The following is a 19,894-nucleotide window of genomic DNA, read 5'->3' as shown; positions in this document are numbered from 1 at the left end:
GACCTCAGTACTTGAGCAGGTTGGCGTCGTCGACCGAGGCCGAGCGACGGGTGCGGAAGATGGCCATGATGATCGCCAGGCCGATCACGACCTCGGCCGCGGCCACCACCATCACGAAGAAGGCGGCGATCTGGCCGTCGAGGTTGCCGTGCTGACGGGCGAAGCTGACGAACGCGAGGTTGGTCGCGTTCAGCATCAGCTCCACACACATGAAGACGACGATCGCGTTGCGCCGGACCAGTACGCCGAGCGCACCGATGCTGAACAACATCGCCGAAAGGACGATGTAAGGCTCGGTCGTCATGCACGTCCTCGCTTCGCTCCGGGCGCGCATGACGAAAGCGTGCTGTGCTGAATGGTTCGCTCGCTTCGCTCGTTCACGCCTTCTCTCCTTCACCGAATCCGGTCAGGTCCGTGCCGGTGGGCTCCGGCGGGACCTCGTCGCCGGCGTCACCGTCGGCGATCTTGCGGACCGTCTCGATCTCGTCGCGCTCCTCGGTCTCGGGGAACACCGTGCCACGTGCCTGCAGCACGCGCGAAACCGAGGTCGGTGCGGTCGACCCGTCCGGCAGCAGCGCCGGCGTGTCGACGGCGTTGTGCCGGGCCAGCACACCGGGCGTCGGCAGCGGGCCGGGGTGGACGCCGGACTCGGCGTACTTGCGGATCCGCTCCTCGGCGTGGTCGCGCTGAGTGCGCTTCTTGGTCAGCCGCTCGCGGTGCGCCAGCATCATCGCGCCCATCGCCGCGGTGATCAGCAGCGCCGAGGTGACCTCGAAGGCGAACACGTACTTGCCGAACAGCAGTTGCGCGAGCCCCTTCACGTTTCCGTCCGGCTGCGCCTGGCCGAGGCCCACCGGGTCGCCGTACACGGCGTTGCCGACGGCGAAGACGAGCAGGATGCCGATGCCGAGGAAGGCGACGCCGGCCAGCAGCCGCTGACCACGGATCGTCTCGACCAGCGAGTCGGAAGCGTCGACGCCGACCAGCATCAGCACGAACAGGAACAGCATCAAGATGGCGCCGGTGTAGACGATGATCTGTACTGCGAACAGGAACGGAGCGTCCTGCGCGGCGTACTGCACCGCGAGGCAGATCATCACGGTGGCGAGCAGCAGGGCCGAGTGCACGGCCTTGCGGACCAGGATCATCGCGATCGCGGCCAGCACCATGATCGGCGCCAGCATCCAGAACGCGACCTGGGTGCCGGTGACGAGACCGATCACTTGTCGCCACCACCCTCGGCTGGTGTCGCGGCACCGATCAGGCCGCGGTAGTAGTCCCTGTCGGTGGAGCCGAGTTGCATGTCGTGCGGCGGCTCCTCCATCCCCGGCAGCAGCGGCGCCAGCAGGTCCTTCTTCTCGTAGATGAGGGACTCGCGGGTGCGGTCGGCCAGTTCGTACTCGTTCGTCATCGTCAGTGCCCGGGTCGGGCACGCCTCGATGCAGAGTCCGCACAGGATGCAGCGCAGGTAGTTGATCTGGTAGACGCGGCCGTACCGCTCGCCGGGCGACATCCGCCCGCCCTCGGCGTTGTCAGCGCCCTCGACGTAGATCGCGTCCGCCGGGCAGGCCCAGGCGCACAGCTCGCAGCCGATGCACTTCTCCAGGCCGTCGGGCCAGCGGTTCAGCTGGTGCCTGCCGTGGAACCGCGGTGCGGTCGGCTTCTTGTCGAACGGGTACTGCTCGGTGAACACCTTGCGGAACATCGTCCGGAAGGTGACCCCGAACCCGGCGACCGGATCCCAGAGGGACTCTTTGACGCTAGCCACGGCTTCCTTCCTTGCTGCGAACAGTCTCGCTTGGGCTCGTGGTGGTGGAATCGACGAGTGGTGGTGGCACCGGGAAGCCCCCGGCGAAGGCGTCGAAGTCCTCTTCGGCCACCGGCTCGTCGGAGTCGGTCTTCTTCTGCGGCATGAACATCGACAGCACCGCGATCAGCGCGACGACGCCGGCCGCGATCAGCAGGTAGTTGCGCTGTACGTCGACCTCGCGGCCGATCGCGCGGACCGTGGCAACCAGCAGGATCCAGCCCAGCGAGACCGGGATCAGGATCTTCCAGCCCAGCTTCATGAACTGGTCGTAGCGCAGTCGCGGCAGCGTTCCGCGCAGCCAGATGTAGAAGAAGATGAACAGCATCATCTTGCCGACGAACCACAGCACCGGCCAGAAGCCGGAGTTCGCGCCGTCCCAGATCGAGATCGGCCAGGGCGCCCGCCAGCCGCCCAGGAACAACGTGGTGGCCAGCGCGGACACGGTCGCCATGTTGATGTACTCGGCCAGGAAGAACATCGCGTACTTCATCGACGAGTACTCGGTCAGGAAGCCGGCCACCAGTTCGCCCTCGGCCTCCGGCAGGTCGAACGGCGCCCGGTTCGTCTCGCCGATCATCGAGATCACGTAGATCACGAACGACGGGAACAACAGGACGGCGTACCAGCCGGGGATCGGGATGTCGGCACCGAACAGACTCAGCGTCTGGTGCGAACCCTGCGCCGCGACGATCTCCGAGGTGGACATCGAGCCGGCGAACAGGAAGACCGTGACCAGCGCCAGGCCCATCGCGACCTCGTACGAGATCATCTGGGCGCTCGAGCGCAGACCACCGAGCAGCGAGTACGTCGAGTTGGAGGACCAGCCCCCGAGCACGATGCCGTAGATGCCGATCGAGGCGACCGCCATCACGTACAGCACCGAGACCGGCAGGTCGGTGATCTGCAGCCGGGTGTAGGTGTCGGTGAAGGGAATCTTCACCGTCGGCCCGAACGGGATCACCGCGAAGGTCAGGAAGGCCGGGATCGAGACGATCACCGGGGCCGCGACGTAGACGAGCTTGTCCACGCCCTTCGGCATCAGGTCTTCCTTGAACATCAGCTTCATGCCGTCGGCCAGCGACTGGAGCAGACCGAACGGGCCGTGCACGTTCGGGCCGATCCGGTGCTGCATCCGGGCCACCACGCGGCGTTCCAGCCAGATGTTGAACAGCGTCAGCACGATCAGGAAGACGAAGACCAGCAGCACCTTGAGGCCGATCACCCACCAGGGGTCGTTACCGACGCCGGCGTCCGGCGGCGGTGCCATCGGAAAGGCCATCGGCAAGGCAAGCGAGATGGTGCTCATGCGCGTCCTCGCTTCGCTCCGGGCGCGCATGAGCAGGAGCTGCTGTGCCTGATGATGAACTCGCTCCGCTCGTTCATGAGTTCCCTCCGGCGATCGTCACGATCGAACCGTGATCTGCGTGCAGTGAGCGTCTGACATGCGAGTCGGCCGAGTTGGCCGGCAGCCAGACGACGTTGTCGGTCATCACGGTGATTGCCACCGGCAACCGGATCGAGCCGGCGTCGGTGCTGACCACCAGCTCGTCACCGTCGTGTACGCCGACCCGGTGCGCCGTGGTCTGCGAGATCCGCGCCACCGGGCGGCGGGCGGTCGCGACCAGGTGCGGCTCGCCGTCGTTGCCGCGGCTGTCGTCGATCAGCATCCGCCAGGTCGCCAGCCGGGTCGAGTCGAACGCGCCGAGGGCCGGACCGGCCTGGTACGTCGGTTCGCCGGCCCGGTCGCCGTCCCAGCGGCCGAGCTCGTCGAACTCCTTCTTCGCTCCGGCCGGGGTGCTGAAGCCGAGCGAGGAATCCATCTCCTGGGCCAGCGCGGCGAGCGCGCGGACATCCGGCATCGCGGCCGGCATCTTGAGGACAACAGGGAACGGCCGCTCGCGACCCTCCCAGTTCACGAAGGTGCCGTCCTTCTCGGCCGGCGGAACCACCGGGAAGATGACGTCGGCGTGCTCGGTCACCTGCGAGTTGCGGACCTCGAAGCTGACCACGAACGGCGCGGCCGCCAGCGCGGCCAGGGCCGCCGCTGGGTTCGGCAGGTCGTCGATCTCGACGCCCGCGACGACCAGTGCCTGCAGCGATCCGGCCGCGGCGATGATCTCGTCGGTGTCCTTGCCGATCGTGCCGGGCAGGTGCTCGACGCCCCACGCGGCCTGCAGGTCGACTCGTGCCGCCGCGTCCGTGACCAGGCGTCCGCCCGGCAGCAGACCCGGTAGGCAGCCGGCCTCGAGCGCACCCCGGTCACCCGCACGGCGCGGGATCCAGACCAGCTGGGCGCCCGTGTCGAGCGCGAGCCGCAACGCGGCGGAGTACCCGCCCTGCACGGTGGCAAGCCGCTCGCCGACGATGATGATCGAGTCGGAGCCGAGCGCGGCCTGCGCCGCTGCCCCGCCCTCACCCGTAGTGCGCAGATCACCCAGTACTGCGGCCTCGGTGCCCGGGCTGCACTGGACGACGACACCCGACAGCTTCTCCACCCCACGCGACGCGTACGGCGCGACGGTGAACACCTTGGTGCCGATCTTGCGGACGCCCTTGCGCAGCCGCAGGAAGACCGCCGGCGACTCCTCCTCGGGCTCGAAGCCCACCAGCAGGACCGAGCCGGCCTTCTCCAGGTCGGCGAACGTCGTACCGAGTCCGGTACCGGCCACCGCGGCGGCCAGGAAGTCGGCCTCCTCCGGCGAGTGCGGCCGGGCCCGGAAGTCGATGTCGTTGGTACCGAGCGCGACCCGGGCGAACTTCGAGTACGCGTAGGCGTCCTCGAGGGTCAGCCGGCCACCGGTCAGTACCGCGGCGTTGCCCTTGGCAGCGGTGAGCTTCTGGGCCGCGAAGGTCAGTGCCTCCGGCCACGAAGCCGCCCGCAGCTCGCCGTCCTCGCGGATCAGCGGGTGGGTCAGCCGGTCACCGGTGTTCGCGTAGTTGAACGCGAACCGGTCCCGGTCGGAGATCCACTCCTCGTTCACCTCCGCGTCGTCGCCGGCCAGCCGGCGCATCACCTTGCCGCGCCGGTAGTCGACCCGGATCGCCGAACCGGACGCGTCGTGCTCGGCCACCGACGGCACCGAGACGAGGTCGAACGGCCGGGACCGGAACCGGTACGCCGCGCTGGTCAGCGCGCCGACCGGGCAGATCTGGATCGCGTTGCCGGAGAAGTAGCTCTCGTACGGCTCCTTCTCGTAGATGCCGACCTGCTGCAGCGCGCCGCGTTCGAGCAGCTCGATGAACGGGTCACCGGCGATCTGCTGGGAGAACCGGGTGCAGCGGGCACAGAGCACACAGCGCTCGCGGTCCAGCAGCACCTGGGCGGAGATGTTGATCGGCTTGGGGTAGGTCCGCTTCACACCCTCGAAGCGGCTCTCGCCCCGGCCGTTCGTCATCGCCTGGTTCTGCAGCGGGCACTCGCCACCCTTGTCGCAGACCGGGCAGTCCAGCGGGTGGTTGATCAGCAGGAACTCCATCTGCCCCTGCTGGGCCTTGTCGGCCACCGGTGAGGAGATCTGGGTCCGGATCACCATGCCGTCGGCGACGGTCAGCGAACAGGAGGTCTGCGGCTTCGGCATCCCGCGGCCGTTGCCGGCGTCGACGACCTCGACCAGGCACTGCCGGCAGGCCGCGACCGGGTCGAGCAGCGGGTGGTCGCAGAACCGCGGGATCTGGACGCCGATCTGCTCGGCGGCCCGGATCGCCAGGGTGTTCTTCGGGACCTTCACCTCGACGTCGTCGATGGTGACCGTCACCAGGTCGGTGCGCTCCACCTCGGAACCTGCAGGGGGATTCGCTTGGATCGTCATGCGGTTGCTCCAGCGGTCGCGAAGACGGTGGACAACATCGGGTCGAACGGGCAGCCGCCGTTCGTGAAGTGCGCGAGGTAGTCGTCCTTGAAGTGCTGGATCGAGCTGGTGATCGGCGCGGTGGCGCCGTCGGCCAGCGCGCAGAACGACCGGCCGGTGATGTTGTCGCTCAGGTCCAGCAGCTTCTCGAGGTCGGACTCGTCGCCCTGACCGGCCTCCAGCCGCTCCAGGATCTGCACCAGCCACCAGGTGCCCTCACGGCACGGGGTGCACTTGCCGCAGGACTCGTGCTTGTAGAACTCGGTCCAGCGCAGCGTCGCGCGGACCGGGCAGGTGGTCTCGTCGAAGATCTGCAGCGCCTTGGTCCCGAGCAGCGAGCCGGCTCCGGCGACACCCTCGTAGTCCAGCGGTACGTCGAGGTGCTCGGCGGTCAGCAGCGGCGTCGAGGACCCGCCCGGGGTCCAGAACTTCAGCTCGTGACCGTCGCGGATCCCGCCGGCCAGCTCGAGCAGCTGCCGCAGCGTGATCCCCATCGGCGCCTCGTACTGACCGGGCCGGGTGACGTGGCCGGACAGCGAGTACAGCGTCGGGCCCTTGGACTTCTCGGTGCCCATCGAGCCGAACCAGTCGGCGCCGTTGTTGATGATCGAGGGAACGGATGCGATCGACTCGACGTTGTTGATGACAGTGGGGCAGCCGTACAGGCCGGCCACCGCGGGGAACGGAGGACGCAGCCGGGGTTGACCACGACGACCTTCCAGCGAGTCGAGCAGCGCCGTCTCCTCGCCACAGATGTAGGCGCCGGCGCCGGCGTGCACGATCACGTCCAGGTCGTAGCCGGTGCCGAGGATGTTGGTGCCGAGGAAGCCGGCCTCCCGGGCCTCGACAACCGCCTGCTGCAACCGGCGGATGACGTGCAGAACCTCACCGCGGACGTAGATGAACGCGGTGTTCGCACGGATCGCGTACGCCGAGATGATGACGCCCTCGACCAGCGTGTGCGGCGAGGCGAGCATCAGCGGGATGTCCTTGCAGGTCCCCGGCTCGGACTCGTCGGCGTTCACCACCAGGTACTTCGGCTTCGGGTTGTCCTGCGGGATGAAGGACCACTTCATGCCAGTCGGGAAGCCCGCGCCACCACGGCCGCGCAGACCGGAGTCCTTGACCGCGGTCACCACGTCGGCCGGCAGCATCCGCAGCGCGGTACGCAGCGCGTCGTACCCGCCGGAGCGCTGGTACGAGGCCAGCTGCCAGGAGCGGATCTGGTCCCAGTTGTCGGACAGCACCGGAGTCAGCATGGTCAGTCCTCCTTACGGCTGTCGTCGGTGGTCCGGGCCTGCGCGCCAGCCGGGGCGGTCCAGTTGCGTTCGCGGGCCAGGCGCAGGCCGGCCAGCGTCGCCTTGCCACCGGTCGGGCCCTCGTCGGCACGGCCGTCGGGGAAGCCGGCCAGCACGCGCTCGGCTTCTTTCCAGGTGCAGATCGTGGCGCCGCGCGGGGACTTGACCTCGTTGCCCGCCTGGAGATCGTCGACGAGCTGGGTCGCGGACTCCGGCGTCATGTCGTCGAAGAACTCCCAGTTCACCATCATCACCGGCGCGTAGTCGCAGGCGGCGTTGCACTCGAGGTGCTCGAGGGTGATCTTGCCGTCCTCGGTGGTCTCGTCGTTGCCGACGTCGAGGTGCTCCTTGAGCCGCTCGAAGATCAGGTCACCGCCCATGATCGCGCAGAGCGTGTTGGTGCAGACCCCGACGTGGTAGTCGCCGACCGGGCGGCGCTTGTACATCGTGTAGAAGGTCGCCACCGCCGACACCTCGGCGCCGGTCAGGCCGAGCACCGCGGCGCAGGCCTCGATGCCCTCCGGAGTGATCCGGCCCTCCACCGACTGCACCAGGTGCAGCATCGGCAGCAGGGCCGACCGGCCTTCCGGATACCGGGCAGCCAGCTCGCGCATCTCGCCGATCGTCGTCTCACCGATCTTCGAGTCGCCTGTGCTGTAGGGAACGGTTGTGTCAGCCATCTATCGGTCCACTCCACCCATCACCGGGTCAAGGCTGGCGACGGCGACGATCACGTCGGCGACCTGTGAGCCCTCGCACAGGATCGGCATCGCCTGCAGATTTGCGAACGACGGGTCGCGGAAATGCGCCCGGTACGGCTTGGTGCCGCCGTCGGAGACCAGGTGGACGCCCAGCTCGCCGCGCGGCGACTCGATCGCCACGTACGCCTGGCCGGCCGGTACCCGGAAGCCCTCGGTAACCAGCTTGAAGTGATGGATCAGTGCTTCCATCGACTCGCCCATGATGTGCTTGATGTGGTCGAGGGAGTTGCCCATCCCGTCGTTGCCGACGGCCAGCTGGCTCGGCCAGCCGATCTTCTTGTCGGCCACCATCACCGGCTCGCCCTCCATCTTGGCCAGGCGGTCGGCGCACTGCTCGACGATCTTCAGCGATTCCCACATCTCCTGCAGCCGCACCCGGAACCGGCCGTACGAGTCGGCGGTGTCCCAGGTCGGTACGTCGAAGTCGTAGGTCTCGTAACCGCAGTACGGCTGGCTCTTGCGCAGGTCCAGGCCGTAGCCGGCCGCACGCAGCGGCGGGCCGGAGATGCCCAGCGCCATGCACCCGGTCAGGTCCAGGTAGCCGACGTCCTGCAGCCGGGCCTTGAAGATCGGGTTCGCGTTGCACAGTTCGGCGTACTCGGGCAGGTGCTTGTTCATCCAGGTGATGTACTCCCGGATCTTGTCCAGCGCACCGGCCGGCAGGTCCTGGGCGACGCCGCCCGGCCGGATGAACGCGTGGTTCATCCGCAGGCCGGTGATCAGCTCGAACAGGTCGAGCGTCATCTCCCGCTCACGGAAGCCGATCGTCATCACGGTCAGCGCGCCGATCTCCATCCCGCCGGTGGCGATGCAGACCAGGTGGCTGCTGATCCGGTTCAGCTCCATCAGGAGCACCCGCATCACGTTCGCCTTCTCCGGGATCTGGTCCTCGATGCCGAGCAGCCGCTCGATCGCGAGGCAGTACGCCGTCTCGTTGTAGAACGGCGCCAGGTAGTCCATCCGGGTGCAGAACGTGACGCCCTGCGTCCAGTTGCGGAACTCCATGTTCTTCTCGATGCCGGTGTGCAGGTAGCCGATGCCGCAGCGGGCCTCGGTCACGTTCTCGCCCTCGATCTCGAGGATGAGCCGGAGCACGCCGTGGGTAGACGGGTGCTGCGGGCCCATGTTGACGACGATGCGCTCTTCGGGCTCGTCACCCAGGCCGGACACGACCGAGTCCCAGTCCTGACCGGTGACGGTGAAGACCTTGCCCTCGGTGGTGTCGCGAGCATCAGCAAACGCAGCGTACGGATCCTGTGTCTCAGTCATCAGTTGTAAGACCTCCGCGTGTCGGGCGGCGGGATGACGGCGCCCTTGTACTCGACGTCGATGCCGCCGAGCGGGTAGTCCTTGCGTTGCGGGTGGCCCGGCCAGTCGTCGGGCATCTGGATCCGGGTCAGCGCCGGGTGACCGTCGAAGACGATGCCGAAGAAGTCCCAGGTCTCGCGCTCGTGCCAGTCGTTGGCCGGGTACACCGACACGATCGACGGGATGTGCGGGTCGGTGTCCGGGCAGGACACCTCCAGCCGGATCCGCCGGTTGTGGGTGATCGAGAGCAGGTGGTAGACGGCGTGCAGTTCGCGGCCGGTCTCGTTCGGGTAGTGCACGCCCGAGACCCCGGAGCAGAACTCGAACCGCAGGTCCGCGTCGTCGCGGATGTGCTGGGCGACCTCGACCAGCCGCTCGCGCGCGACGTGCAGGGTCAGCTCGCCGTGCGCGACCACGACCTTCTCGATCGCGCCGTCGCCGACCAGGCTGTCCAGCTTCTCGGTGGCGCCGTCGAACCAGCCGCCGTACGGCTTGGCCGATCCGCCCGGCAGCGCGACCTGGCGGCGCAGACCGCCGAAGCCCGAGGTGTCACCAGTACCGCGGACGCCGAACATGCCCTCGCGCTGGTCGACGACCTCCGCGGCCGGCGTCCGGGCGTCACCACCGGGCGTGGTCGCCGGAAGATTTTCGGGTTGGTGGTCACTCACCGAAGCAGGCCCTTCAGCTCAAGGGTGGGGGACGCGGTCAGGGCGGCGGCTTCCTGTTCGGCCTGCAACGCCTTCTTGTTCGCGCCGAGCTTGCCGCTCTGGATGTCCTCGTGCAGCTTCAGGAACGCGTCCAGCAGCATCTCCGGCCGCGGCGGGCAGCCGGGCAGGTACATGTCGACCGGTACGACGTGGTCCACGCCCTGCACGATGGCGTAGTTGTTGAACATGCCGCCGGACGACGCGCAGACACCCATCGCCAGCACCCACTTCGGGTTCGGCATCTGGTCGTAGATCTGGCGCAGTACCGGGGCCATCTTCTGGCTCACCCGGCCGGCCACGATCATCAGGTCGGCCTGTCGCGGCGAGGCCCGGAAGACCTCCATGCCGAACCGCGCCGCGTCGTACCGCGGCGCGCCGGTGGTCATCATCTCGATCGCGCAGCAGGCCAGCCCGAAGGTTGCCGGCCACAACGAGGCCTTGCGCATGTAGCCGGACAGGCCCTCGATGGTCGTCAGCAAGACGCCGGCCGGCAGCTGTTCCTCAACACCCATAGGTCAGTCCCATTCCAGTCCGCCGCGGCGCCACACGTAGGCGTACGCGACGAAGACGGTAACGATGAAGATGACCATCTCGATCAGCCCGAACAACGCCATCTGGTCGAAGGCGACGGCCCAGGGGTAGAGGAAGATGATCTCGATGTCGAACACGATGAAGAGCATCGCGGTGATGTAGTACTTCACCGGGAAACGCCCGCCGCCGACCGGCTGCGGCGTCGGCTCGATGCCGCACTCGTACGAGTCGAGCTTGGCCCGGTTGTAGCGCCGGGGGCCGACGACTGCGCTGGTCACCAAGGTGCCCGCCACGAAGATCGTCGCGAGCACACCGAGGATGAGGATCGGTACGTAGGGGTGCATCTTGGCGCTGCTCCCTCCTTACTTGCGTCCGTACTGCGTGGTGGTCGGTCGTGTTCGTACTGCCTTACGGTGCAGCACTGTGTTACCAGTACCGCTGTGTCTCACCTCACGCGCCCCCGCCGATCAGGCGGCCGGGGCGACCTTGGTGAGACCGTTGATGATCTTGTCCATCACGTCGCCGTCGCGCGGGTCGGTGAGGTTGGCCAGCAGTTTCAGGGTGAACTTCATCAAGGTGGTGCGCGGCAGACCGTACTTCGTGCACAGCCGCATCACCTCCGGGTTTCCGATCAGCTTCACGAACACCCGGCCGAGCGTGTAGTAGCCGCCGTACTCCTGCTTCAGCGCCTTCGGGTACGCCGACAGCGCCCGCTCGCGCTGGTTCGGCTGCCGGCGCAGAGCCTGCGAGGCGACCTCGGCGGCGAACGCGCCGGACTCCATCGCGTACGGGATGCCCTCGCCGTTGAACGGGTTCACCATCCCGCCCGCGTCGCCCAGCAGCATCAGCCCGCGGGTGTAGTGCGGCTGCCGGTTGAAGCCCATCGGCAGCGCCGCGCCGCGGATCGGGATGGTCTGGAACTCGTCGCGGAACTGCCACTCCTCCGGCGTGTGCTTCAGCCACTGCTTGAGCAGGTCGGCGTAGTCGACCTTGCCGAAGGCGTCGGAGGTGTTCAGGATGCCGAGGCCGACGTTGACCGTGCCGTCGCCCATCCCGAAGATCCAGCCGTACCCCGGCAGCAGGTTGCGCTGACCCGGGGTCTGCGGGTCGTCGGCCCACAGCTCCAGCCACGACTCGAGGTAGTCGTCGTCGTGGCGCGGGCTGGTGAAGTAGGTGCGGACGGCAACGCCCATCGGGCGGTCGTCGCGCTTGTGCAGGCCCATCGAGACGCTCAGCCGCGACGAGTTGCCGTCGGCGGCCATCACCAGCGGCGCGCGGAACTCGAGGTCGTCACCGGACCGCCGGCCGTTGTCGTCGACCGGCTTGGCGGTGACGCCGACGATGAAGCCCTTGTCGTCCAGGATCGGCGCGGTCACGTTGGTCCGCTCGCGCAGCTGGGCGCCGGCCTTGACGGCCTGGCGGGCCAGCATGTCGTCGAAGTCCATCCGGTTGCGGGTCAGCCCGTAGTTCGGGTGGCTGGCCAGGTCCGGCCAGTCGAGCTGCAACTGGTGCCCGGCGCCCTGGATCCGCAGGCCGTAGTTCTTGATCCAGCCGGCCTCGGGCGAGATGTCGATGCCCATGTTGATCAGCTGCTTGGTACCGCGCGGGGTGAGGCCGTCGCCACACACCTTCTCGCGCGGGAACGCGGTCTTCTCCAGCAGCAGGACGTCGAGACCGGCGTTGGCCAGATGGTACGCCGCGGCCGAGCCTGCGGGTCCGGCACCGACAACGATCACATCAGCGGTCTCGGCCTGCTGCCTGAACGGCTCGCTCTGGCTCATCTCATCCCGGCCTGGAAGTTGGCTGCGTCACTCGTGAAGGGATTCACGAGGCCTGGTCATCCGACAGTCTAGGACTGCCTGACTTGGACACGAAACCGGCCCGGAACCCCTTGCCCGCAACCGATTTATGCACACCCCGCGTTGCGTAAATACAACCCCCACCCCACACCTGATCATTCGCCCCCTTTTCACCCTCTCCGCCGGCCCCCACTGACCCGAGATGCCGCACGGAGGGTGAAAAGGGGGCGAATGTTCAGGTGGTTCAGGTGGTTGGCTTGACGGCGCGGTGGATCGCGACCAGGCCGCCGGTCAGGTTGCGCCATTGGACGCGGGTCCAGCCGGAGGCCTCGATAGTGTCCGCGAGGGGGGCCTGGCCGGGCCAGGCCCGGACCGATTCGGCCAGGTAGACGTAGGCGTCGGGGTTGGTCGAGACGGCCTTCGCGACTACCGGGACGGCGCGCATCATGTACTCCAGGTAGGCGACCCGGAACGGCTTCCAGGTCGGGTGCGAGTTCTCCAGCACCACCAGCCGGCCGCCCGGCTTCGTCACCCGGAGCATCTCGGCGAGCGCGACCGTGACGTCGTTCACGTTCCGCAGCGCCCACGAGATGGTGACCACGTCGAAGGTCTCGTCCGCGAACGGCAGCCGCAGCGCGTCACCGGCGATCAGGTCCAGCTCGGGGTACCGGCGCTTGCCGACCCGGAGCATGCCGACCGAGAAGTCGCAGGACACCACCTCGGCCCCGGCCTCGCGCAACTTCACGCTGGACGCACCGGTCCCGGCCGCCAGATCGAGGATTTTCATCCCCTTCCGCGGCGCGATCTCCACCAGCGTCTGCGGCCGCCAGTAGGCCTTCTCCAGCCCCATCGTGGCGACCGCGTTGGTCCGGTCGTAGCCCTCAGCCACGTTGTCGAACATGGCGGCGACTGCTTCCGGCTGTTTGGTGAGATCGGCCCTGGTCACTTGTCTAGTTGATCACGGCTGCGACAGGCGCCGAAATTCGCTGGACATCGGGGCGGCCTACGCTTGCATCTCGTGAGCGAATCTCCAATGAGCCGGCCGGCCATCGAGACCCGGGGCCGGGAAGCGAGCGAGGAGTGTTGCCGTGAGCTTGTCTGACCCGGTCCGACCCGGCCAACTGCCGGCGCCGCAGCTGGTGGTTCGCAGCCAGCGGGTCGAGGGCGTCGCCGCCGCTCTGATGGACCACCTGCCGGAAACCGGCGGACTGGCCTGGGTACGCCGGGGTGACGGGCACGTCGGCTGGGGCGTCGCCGCCCGGCTGGATGTTGCCGGTAGCAACCGGTTCGCCGAGGCCCAGAACTGGTGGAGAGAGCTCACGGCCGGCGCCGTCGTGCGCGACGAGGTCGGCGTACCAGGATCGGGACTGGTCTGCTTCGGGTCGTTCGGTTTCACCGACTCCGACCCGAGTGAGCTGGTGGTGCCCGAGGTGATCGTCGGGCGTCGCGGCGGCATCACGTGGGTGACCACGATCTCGGGCGCCAGCTCACTGGCTGCTCCCCCGGAGCTGACGACGTACGAGCCGGAGCCGGTCGGTGCGGTCGCCTTCGCCGACGGTGCCAGGTCCGGTACCGAGTGGTCCGGCATCGTCGCCGACGCGGTCAAGCGGATCACCAGCGGCGAGCTGGACAAGGTGGTGCTCGCGCGCGACCTGGTCGCGATCTCCCCCAACCCGATCGACTTGCGCTGGCCGCTGCGCCGGCTGGCGCAGGCGTACCCGAACTGCTGGACGTTCTCGGTCGACGGCCTGATCGGCGCCACCCCGGAGCTGCTGGTCCGGCGCGAGAAGGGCCTGATCACCTCGCGGGTGCTGGCGGGCACCATCCGGCGTACCGGCGACGACGCGCATGATCTGGCGCTGGCCGCCTCGCTGGCGCGATCGAGCAAGGACCTCGAGGAACACGAGTTCGCCGTCCGCTCGGTGGCCGACGCCCTGAAGCCGCACTGCAAGTCGATGAACGTGCCCGAGACCCCGTTCGTGCTGCACCTGCCGAACGTGATGCACCTCGCCTCCGACGTCGCCGGTGTCGCGGCCAACGGCGCCTCCGCACTCGGCCTCGCCGCCGCACTGCACCCGTCCGCCGCAGTCTGCGGTACGCCGACCGACACCGCGCGGGACGTGATCGGCGACATCGAGGGCATGTCCCGCGGACGCTTCAGCGGGCCCGTCGGCTGGATGGACGCGGCCGGCGACGGCGAGTGGTGCATCGCACTGCGCTGCGGCCAGGCCGACCCCGACGACCCGACCAGGATGCGCCTGTTCGCCGGCGCCGGCATCGTCGCCGGGTCCGACCCGGAGGCCGAACTGGCCGAGACGAACGCCAAGCTGGTTCCGATGCGCGACGCACTGGGAGACTGACCGTGAAGCTCACGAAGTACACGCATGCCTGTGTCCGGCTGGAGAAGGACGGCAAGGTGCTGCTCGTCGATCCGGGCAACTTCGCCGAGGACGAGGCCTTCGCCGGGGTGGACGCGATCCTGGTCACCCACGAGCACCCGGACCACCTCGACGTCGATCGGATCAAGCGCCTGGACGCCCCGATCTGGACGAACGCCGGTGCCGCCGCGCAGCTCGGCGAGCTGGGCGAGAGGGTCAGCGTGGTGGCCGAGGGCGACACTTTCGAGGCGGCCGGTTTCGCGGTCCGTGCCTATGGCAAGGATCACGCGATCATCCTGCCGGAGCTGGGCGTTCCGTGCGTGAACGTCGGCTACCTGATCGAGGACGCCGTCTACCACCCGGGTGACTCGTTCACCCAGCCGGACCGCAAGGTGCACACCAACCTGGTGCCGATCGGCGGGCCGTGGTTCTCCTTGCCTCCGGCGGTCGAGTACGCGCGCGCAGTACAAGCAGAGCAGACCATCGGCATCCACGAGGCGCCGCTGAGCGCGGTCGGCCAGGGCCAGATGAAGCGCTTCCTCGACGGCCAGGGCGACCGGCCGTTCGTGCTCGTCACCCCCGGCGACTCCGTCGAGGTCAACTGACATTTGTCACCATTACTGGTGACAGCTGCGCCCCGGACCGCCACGCACGCAGAACCCCCGCGGAGTACCGCGACACGCCGAGGTAACCGCTTGCCTACCTAAGTTCGGTATGCGTGGAGATCCGATCGTTGCCATCAGCAACTAATTCCGCACCGCACGGCCATGGCAAGCCCGGGGGCTGGTCGCGTGGATTCTCATGCGGTGAAGGTCAGGTCGATGAAGTCGGCGACCGGGACGTAGCCGAGCTGGGCGTAGATCTTGTTCGAGGTCGGGTTGGCCAGGTCGGTGTAGAGGCAAGCCTGATTGCCCTGGGCAAGCACCTTTGCGGAGATCTCTCCGGTGAGCGCACCTGCGTAGCCGTTCCGGCGGCGTTCGGGCGGGGTGTAGACCGGGCCGACCCGGCTCACCCCGAAGAGCGGTAGCCGGAAGGACGCCATGCTCACCGGTTCCCCGGTGACCTCCCAGAACCACATCGTGCCCTGCGCCAGCTGACGCTCTGCCCAGGTCGCGTCCAGGAAGGCGGCCTCCGCCGGGAAGCCGTCGGACATCCACTCGGCGGCCAGCTGCACGTCGCCCGCCCGCATCGGCCGGCAGTTGCCGGCTGCCACGAGTGGAGTGAGCGTGTCCAGCCTGTGCAGGCGGGTCCCCCTGGACTCCGTCCCAGCCACCCTCCCCGTCGAACCCGCCCCCGCAAGGCCGCGCAGCTCCGTCCAGCGCTGCCCGAACGCGCGGACCGCGGCACGGTCACCGGCGACCCCGCTCAGCTCTGGCAGCACTTCGGCGTACGCCTCGGCGACCTCGGCCGCCAGGTCCGCGCGGAGCGCACCGACATAGACGGGCCGGCCCGGAGTCCGCATCGCGGCGCCGACCACCTCACCGGCGTCGTCGTGCACGGAGACGAAGTACGCCGGCCCGGCCTCGGCCGGGTAGCGACCGGCGACCCGGTCGGCCACATTGGTCATGATCAGCGTGTGCAGGACCGGGTCCGCCTCCAGGAACGGGAAGGTGGTCGCCTGGAACTCCGCCGGATCACTGGTCAGCCGCACGTTCATGGCCAGTCAGCCTACGGGCAGCACGCCGATCGACGCCGGTGAATTTACACTGCGGGCATGTCCACCACGCGATTGCTCCTGCTCGGGGTCGTCCGGATCTTCCAGCCCGCCTACGGCTACCAGCTGCGGCGCGAGCTGATGACCTGGAAGGTGGAGGAGTGGGCGAACATCAACCCCGGCTCGATCTACACGGGCCTGCGCACACTGGCCAAGCACGGCTACCTGATGGAGCTGGAGGAAGGCGCCGGCAACAAGCCCGGCCGGACGTCGTACAAGCTGACGGCCGACGGCGAGGCGGAGTACTTCTCGCTGCTGCGGTCCGCGCTGTGGAGTGTCGAAGGCTTCCAGCCGGGGCTGATGCAGGCCGCGCTCAGCTTCATGTGGTCCCTGCGCCGCGACGAAGTACTGGCCGCGCTGGAGTCCCGGATCGTCCAGCTGGAGCAGTTCGCCAAGGTCGAGCCGTTCAAGGAACGTCAGATCCAGGAGGACCCCGCGACGCCGGACCACGTGGTGGAAATGCTCCGGATCTCCAGCGCGCGCGACCGGGGCGAGCTGGAGTGGACCAAGGCGTTCCGGCAGCGGGTGGCCGACGGGGACTACTCGTTCGCGGGCGAGCCGTCGACCTTTCAGCCGCCACCGGGGACGGCGACGCACTGGGGCGTCATCCCGGAGCCGCCGAGGCCCTGACCGGATTTCCCGGATTTAGTCAACATTGACTATTCAAGGTTGATTGATCGAGACTGGTCGGCATGATGATCGAAGCTCGCGGACTCGTCCGCACCTTCAAGACCAAGCGCGGGCCGGTACAGGCCGTGCAGGGGGTAGACCTGAATGTCGCCGACGGGGAGATCGTCGGCTTCCTCGGCCCGAACGGGGCCGGCAAGACCACCACCATGCGGATGCTGGCAACCCTGATCAAGCCGACCAGCGGCACCGCGACCGTCGCCGGCTGCGACCTGGCGAAGGACCCCGTCGGCGTCCGCCGGCGGATCGGCTACGTGCCGCAGAGCGGTTCCACGCTGCCCGAGGCGATCGCCGGCGACGAGGTCGTCGACCACGCCCGGCTGTACGGCGTGGACAAGAAGAAGGCGATCGCGGACGGCCAGGCGCTGTTCGAGGAACTGGACCTGCCCGGCCTGTGGCGGCGCCAGTGCAAGACTCTGTCGGGCGGCCAGCGGCGCCGGCTCGACATCGTGATGGGGCTGATCCACGACCCCAAGCTGATCTTCCTGGACGAGCCGACCACCGGCCTCGACCCGCAGGCCCGGGCGAACCTGTGGGAGCACATCCGCGGCCTGCGCGAGCGCGGCGCGACGATCTTCCTCACCACCCACTACCTGGACGAGGCGGACGCGCTCTGCGACCGGATCCTGGTCATCGACCACGGCAAGATCGTCGGCGCGGGCAAGCCGGACGAGCTCAAGCAGCAGGTCTCCGGTGACGCGGTCCGGCTGAGCCTGGCCGACGAGACGCAGGCTCCTTCGGTAACCAAGATCGTGCAGGAACTGCCGGGCGCGGTGGCCGTCGAGACCGACGGTGACGTGGTCGCCTTCCGGATCCCCAAGGGCGGCTCGGTGCTGCCGTCGCTACTCCGCTCGATCGATGCCCAGGGCATCGAGCTGAACGGCGTCGAGGTGCACCGACCGACGCTGGACGACGTCTTCCTGACCATGACCGGGCGCTCGCTGCGCGACGAGGACGTCCCCGCGACGGACGAGAAGGAGGCCGTGGCATGAAGGTGTTCAAAGAGACCTGGATCGTCTTCAACCGCTCGATGCGGCTGTCGCTGCGCAACCCGATGTGGTCCATCCTGATGCTCAGCCAGCCGCTGATGTACCTGTTCCTGTTCGGCCCGCTGCTGAAGCCGATCACCGCCCAGATCAGCCAGGGTGCGACCACGAACGCCTACCAGGTGTTCATCCCCGGCCTGATCGTCCAGCTCGGCATGTTCGGTGCGATGTTCGTCGGCTTCGGCCTGATCGCGGAGTACCGGGCCGGCGTGATCGAGGCCGACCGGGTCACCCCCGCCTCGCGGATCGCGCTGATGGCCGGCCGCGTACTGCGGGACGTCGTGGTGCTCGTCGCGCAGACGGTGCTGTTGCTGCTCGCCGCTCTGCCGCTGGGCCTGCGCGCACCCTGGGGCGGCGTACTGCTGTCGCTGGTGATCGTCGCTCTGCTCGGCGCGACCTTCGCCTCACTCTCGTACTCCGTCGCGCTCATCACCAAGAGCGAGGACGCTCTGGCACCGCTGCTGAACGGCATCGCGATGCCGCTCCTGCTGCTGTCCGGAATCCTGCTCCCGATGCAGATCGGGCCGACCTGGCTACAGCGGCTGTCCGACATCAGCCCGCTGAAGCACGTGGTGACGGGCGTCCGTGCCCTCTTCCGCGGCGACATCACCAGCAGTTCGTCGCTGTGGGGCCTCTTCTGGGTCATCTTGCTCACTGCGGTAGGTCTAGCCGTAGGCGCCCGCACCTTCCGGAAGGAGTCGGCCTAGCCTCCCTGGCCTAGTCGCCGGGCAGACGTACTTCGAAGGTCGTGCCGTTGCCTTCGAGTACTGCGACCCGGCCGTTGTGGGCCTGGACGATCTCGGCCACGATCGCCAGCCCGAGGCCGCTGCCACCGTCCGCTCGACCGCGGGCGGTGGCAAGGCGGACGAAGCGTTCGAAGACTCGCTCACGGTCGGCGACGGGGATCCCCGGACCGTCGTCGGAGACGGTCAGCACCACCTCGCCGTTCACCTCGTGCAACGTCAGGCTGATCCGCCGGGAGGCGTAGCGGGCGGCGTTCTCGGTCAGGTTGTGGAGCATCCGCTGCAGGGACGTCTCGTCGCCGAGCACTCGGCCGGCCGACACTGCCGCGGTGTCGATCTCGAACTCTGTTGCCATGCGCAATCGTTTCGCCTCCGCGAAGACGAGGTCGTCCAGGTCTATCGGCACCCTCGGTAACCGAAGGTCGCGTTCGTCGGCGCGGGCGAGCAGCAGCAAGTCGTCGACCAGGCGCTGGATCCGCAGGTTCTCCGCCTGCACGGTGCCGGCCAGTTCCTCCAGCGATGACCGGTCCGGATGCGCCAGGGCGACTTCGACGTGCTGGCGGATCGACGCGATCGGCGAGCGCAGCTCGTGCGAGGCGTCGGAGACGAAGCGCCGCTGGCTGTCTTGGGCCAGCTCGAGCCGGTCGAGCATCCGGTTCATCGTCGCCGCCAGCCGGCCGATCTCGTCGCGGTGGTGCACGGTCGGCACTCGCCGGTGCAGCTCGGCCGCGGAGATCTCGTCGACCTCCCGCCGGATCGCCGTCACCGGCGCGAGGGTCCGGCCGGTCACCACCCAGGCCACGCCACCGACGACCAGCAGCATCAACGGCAGCCCGACGACCAGTACCCGGGTGACGAAGCGAGTCGAGTCCAGTACATCGACCAACGGCCGGCCGACGATCACCTGGACCGGCCAACCGCTGGAAGGCCGCTCGACGGCAGCCGCGGCAAAGACGAAGTCCTCGTGATATCCCGCCGGCTCGGCCTTCACACACTGCGCTCCCGGATCGGCGAACCGTCCCTCCCCCGAGCCCACCACCTTGCCCGCTGAGTCGACGAACTGGATCAGCTCACCTGGCGTCGAGACGCGAGCATCCGAACCAGCAACAGTCGAAGCCAGCTGCCCGGCTCGCTCCCGGGCATCGGCGCAGACCTGGTCGGTCAGCGCCGAGCTGAGCAATGCCACCAGCACGAAAGCCCCGGCGACCAGAGCCAGCCCGACCACCAGTACTGCGGCCAGCGTCACCCGCACGCGCACTGTCAT

At 68.3% G+C, this 19,894-nt stretch carries 20 protein-coding genes; 5 read left to right on the top strand and 15 right to left on the bottom strand.

The window, feature by feature from the left end; genetic code table 11:
* Positions 1–4 precede the first annotated feature (4 nt).
* From nuoK to A3ES_RS0137200, 13 genes are all read right to left on the bottom strand, one after another.
* Positions 5–304: an NADH-quinone oxidoreductase subunit NuoK gene (nuoK, locus tag A3ES_RS0137260; RefSeq protein WP_020391937.1), complete on the bottom strand. Its 300-nt coding sequence runs from the start codon at positions 302–304 to the stop codon at positions 5–7.
* Positions 305–377: 73 nt separating this feature from the next.
* A complete protein-coding gene (locus A3ES_RS0137255; protein ID WP_020391936.1) occupies positions 378–1,223 on the bottom strand; it encodes an NADH-quinone oxidoreductase subunit J in 846 nt (281 codons plus the stop codon).
* Entirely contained in the window at positions 1,220–1,768 is a 549-nt protein-coding gene (gene nuoI, locus A3ES_RS0137250) for an NADH-quinone oxidoreductase subunit NuoI (protein ID WP_020391935.1), read from the bottom strand. The genes A3ES_RS0137255 and nuoI overlap by 4 nt, the downstream gene beginning before the upstream one ends.
* Positions 1,761–3,116, bottom strand: a complete 1,356-nt coding sequence (gene nuoH, locus A3ES_RS0137245; RefSeq protein WP_020391934.1) for an NADH-quinone oxidoreductase subunit NuoH — start codon at positions 3,114–3,116, stop codon at positions 1,761–1,763. Before nuoH ends, nuoI begins: the two co-directional genes overlap by 8 nt.
* Before the next feature lie 73 nt (positions 3,117–3,189).
* On the bottom strand, positions 3,190–5,619 hold the full coding sequence (locus A3ES_RS0137240) for an NADH-quinone oxidoreductase subunit G (protein WP_020391933.1): 2,430 nt from the start codon (positions 5,617–5,619) through the stop codon (positions 3,190–3,192).
* Positions 5,616–6,917: an NADH-quinone oxidoreductase subunit NuoF gene (gene nuoF, locus A3ES_RS0137235; RefSeq protein WP_020391932.1), complete on the bottom strand. Its 1,302-nt coding sequence runs from the start codon at positions 6,915–6,917 to the stop codon at positions 5,616–5,618. Before nuoF ends, A3ES_RS0137240 begins: the two co-directional genes overlap by 4 nt.
* A gap of 2 nt (positions 6,918–6,919) precedes the next feature.
* Positions 6,920–7,636 (bottom strand): NADH-quinone oxidoreductase subunit NuoE, encoded by a 717-nt coding sequence (gene nuoE, locus A3ES_RS0137230; protein ID WP_020391931.1) that lies wholly within the window; start codon positions 7,634–7,636, stop codon positions 6,920–6,922.
* On the bottom strand, positions 7,637–8,986 hold the full coding sequence (locus A3ES_RS0137225) for an NADH-quinone oxidoreductase subunit D (protein ID WP_020391930.1): 1,350 nt from the start codon (positions 8,984–8,986) through the stop codon (positions 7,637–7,639).
* Positions 8,986–9,693, bottom strand: coding sequence for an NADH-quinone oxidoreductase subunit C (locus A3ES_RS0137220; protein ID WP_020391929.1), 708 nt, complete (start codon positions 9,691–9,693; stop codon positions 8,986–8,988). The genes A3ES_RS0137225 and A3ES_RS0137220 overlap by 1 nt, the downstream gene beginning before the upstream one ends.
* Positions 9,690–10,244, bottom strand: coding sequence for a NuoB/complex I 20 kDa subunit family protein (locus A3ES_RS0137215; RefSeq protein WP_020391928.1), 555 nt, complete (start codon positions 10,242–10,244; stop codon positions 9,690–9,692). The genes A3ES_RS0137220 and A3ES_RS0137215 overlap by 4 nt, the downstream gene beginning before the upstream one ends.
* 3 nt (positions 10,245–10,247) lie before the next feature.
* A complete protein-coding gene (locus A3ES_RS0137210; RefSeq protein WP_020391927.1) occupies positions 10,248–10,607 on the bottom strand; it encodes an NADH-quinone oxidoreductase subunit A in 360 nt (119 codons plus the stop codon).
* A 123-nt stretch (positions 10,608–10,730) separates the two neighbouring features.
* Positions 10,731–12,044, bottom strand: coding sequence for a geranylgeranyl reductase family protein (locus A3ES_RS0137205; RefSeq protein WP_020391926.1), 1,314 nt, complete (start codon positions 12,042–12,044; stop codon positions 10,731–10,733).
* Between the two features lie 262 nt (positions 12,045–12,306).
* Entirely contained in the window at positions 12,307–13,008 is a 702-nt protein-coding gene (locus tag A3ES_RS0137200) for a demethylmenaquinone methyltransferase (RefSeq protein ID WP_020391925.1), read from the bottom strand.
* A gap of 142 nt (positions 13,009–13,150) precedes the next feature.
* Here A3ES_RS0137200 and A3ES_RS0137195 point away from each other — a divergent pair, with 142 nt between their 5' ends.
* Entirely contained in the window at positions 13,151–14,422 is a 1,272-nt protein-coding gene (locus A3ES_RS0137195; protein ID WP_020391924.1) for an isochorismate synthase, read from the top strand.
* Between the two features lie 2 nt (positions 14,423–14,424).
* On the top strand, positions 14,425–15,045 hold the full coding sequence (locus tag A3ES_RS0137190) for an MBL fold metallo-hydrolase (protein WP_020391923.1): 621 nt from the start codon (positions 14,425–14,427) through the stop codon (positions 15,043–15,045).
* A gap of 194 nt (positions 15,046–15,239) precedes the next feature.
* Here A3ES_RS0137190 and A3ES_RS0137185 read toward each other — a convergent pair whose 3' ends face one another.
* The gene (locus A3ES_RS0137185) at positions 15,240–16,097 is read right to left on the bottom strand and encodes a GNAT family N-acetyltransferase (protein WP_020391922.1); all 858 of its coding nucleotides are present in this window, start codon (positions 16,095–16,097) and stop codon (positions 15,240–15,242) included.
* A 57-nt stretch (positions 16,098–16,154) separates the two neighbouring features.
* Between A3ES_RS0137185 and A3ES_RS0137180 the strand changes: the two genes are divergently transcribed.
* From A3ES_RS0137180 to A3ES_RS0137170, 3 genes are all read left to right on the top strand, one after another.
* Positions 16,155–16,784: a PadR family transcriptional regulator gene (locus A3ES_RS0137180; RefSeq protein WP_020391921.1), complete on the top strand. Its 630-nt coding sequence runs from the start codon at positions 16,155–16,157 to the stop codon at positions 16,782–16,784.
* A 62-nt stretch (positions 16,785–16,846) separates the two neighbouring features.
* A complete protein-coding gene (locus A3ES_RS0137175) occupies positions 16,847–17,833 on the top strand; it encodes an ABC transporter ATP-binding protein (RefSeq protein WP_020391920.1) in 987 nt (328 codons plus the stop codon).
* A complete protein-coding gene (locus tag A3ES_RS0137170) occupies positions 17,830–18,594 on the top strand; it encodes an ABC transporter permease (RefSeq protein WP_020391919.1) in 765 nt (254 codons plus the stop codon). Before A3ES_RS0137175 ends, A3ES_RS0137170 begins: the two co-directional genes overlap by 4 nt.
* A gap of 10 nt (positions 18,595–18,604) precedes the next feature.
* Here A3ES_RS0137170 and A3ES_RS0137165 read toward each other — a convergent pair whose 3' ends face one another.
* The gene (locus A3ES_RS0137165) at positions 18,605–19,894 is read right to left on the bottom strand and encodes a sensor histidine kinase (RefSeq protein WP_020391918.1); all 1,290 of its coding nucleotides are present in this window, start codon (positions 19,892–19,894) and stop codon (positions 18,605–18,607) included.

The sequence above is a fragment of the Kribbella catacumbae DSM 19601 genome (assembly GCF_000372465.1).
Classification (GTDB): Bacteria; Actinomycetota; Actinomycetes; order Propionibacteriales; family Kribbellaceae; genus Kribbella; species Kribbella catacumbae.
The sequence above is the reverse complement of the archived record's forward strand: the minus strand, read 5'-3'. Positions and strand labels throughout refer to the sequence as shown.

What these genes read in the sequence shown, in the direction of transcription:
- nuoF (WP_020391932.1), bottom strand. Translation starts at nt 6,917, where the DNA reads ATGCTGACTCCGGTGCTGTCCGACAACTGGGACCAGATCCGCTCCTGG.
- A3ES_RS0137205 (WP_020391926.1), bottom strand. Translation starts at nt 12,044, where the DNA reads ATGAGCCAGAGCGAGCCGTTCAGGCAGCAGGCCGAGACCGCTGATGTG.
- A3ES_RS0137215 (WP_020391928.1), bottom strand. Translation starts at nt 10,244, where the DNA reads ATGGGTGTTGAGGAACAGCTGCCGGCCGGCGTCTTGCTGACGACCATC.
- A3ES_RS0137225 (WP_020391930.1), bottom strand. Translation starts at nt 8,986, where the DNA reads ATGACTGAGACACAGGATCCGTACGCTGCGTTTGCTGATGCTCGCGAC.
- A3ES_RS0137210 (WP_020391927.1), bottom strand. Translation starts at nt 10,607, where the DNA reads ATGCACCCCTACGTACCGATCCTCATCCTCGGTGTGCTCGCGACGATC.
- A3ES_RS0137180 (WP_020391921.1), top strand. Translation starts at nt 16,155, where the DNA reads ATGTCCACCACGCGATTGCTCCTGCTCGGGGTCGTCCGGATCTTCCAG.
- nuoK (WP_020391937.1), bottom strand. Translation starts at nt 304, where the DNA reads ATGACGACCGAGCCTTACATCGTCCTTTCGGCGATGTTGTTCAGCATC.
- A3ES_RS0137185 (WP_020391922.1), bottom strand. Translation starts at nt 16,097, where the DNA reads ATGAACGTGCGGCTGACCAGTGATCCGGCGGAGTTCCAGGCGACCACC.
- A3ES_RS0137240 (WP_020391933.1), bottom strand. Translation starts at nt 5,619, where the DNA reads ATGACGATCCAAGCGAATCCCCCTGCAGGTTCCGAGGTGGAGCGCACC.
- A3ES_RS0137170 (WP_020391919.1), top strand. Translation starts at nt 17,830, where the DNA reads ATGAAGGTGTTCAAAGAGACCTGGATCGTCTTCAACCGCTCGATGCGG.
- nuoH (WP_020391934.1), bottom strand. Translation starts at nt 3,116, where the DNA reads ATGAGCACCATCTCGCTTGCCTTGCCGATGGCCTTTCCGATGGCACCG.
- A3ES_RS0137165 (WP_020391918.1), bottom strand. Translation starts at nt 19,894, where the DNA reads ATGACAGTGCGCGTGCGGGTGACGCTGGCCGCAGTACTGGTGGTCGGG.
- A3ES_RS0137175 (WP_020391920.1), top strand. Translation starts at nt 16,847, where the DNA reads ATGATGATCGAAGCTCGCGGACTCGTCCGCACCTTCAAGACCAAGCGC.
- nuoE (WP_020391931.1), bottom strand. Translation starts at nt 7,636, where the DNA reads ATGGCTGACACAACCGTTCCCTACAGCACAGGCGACTCGAAGATCGGT.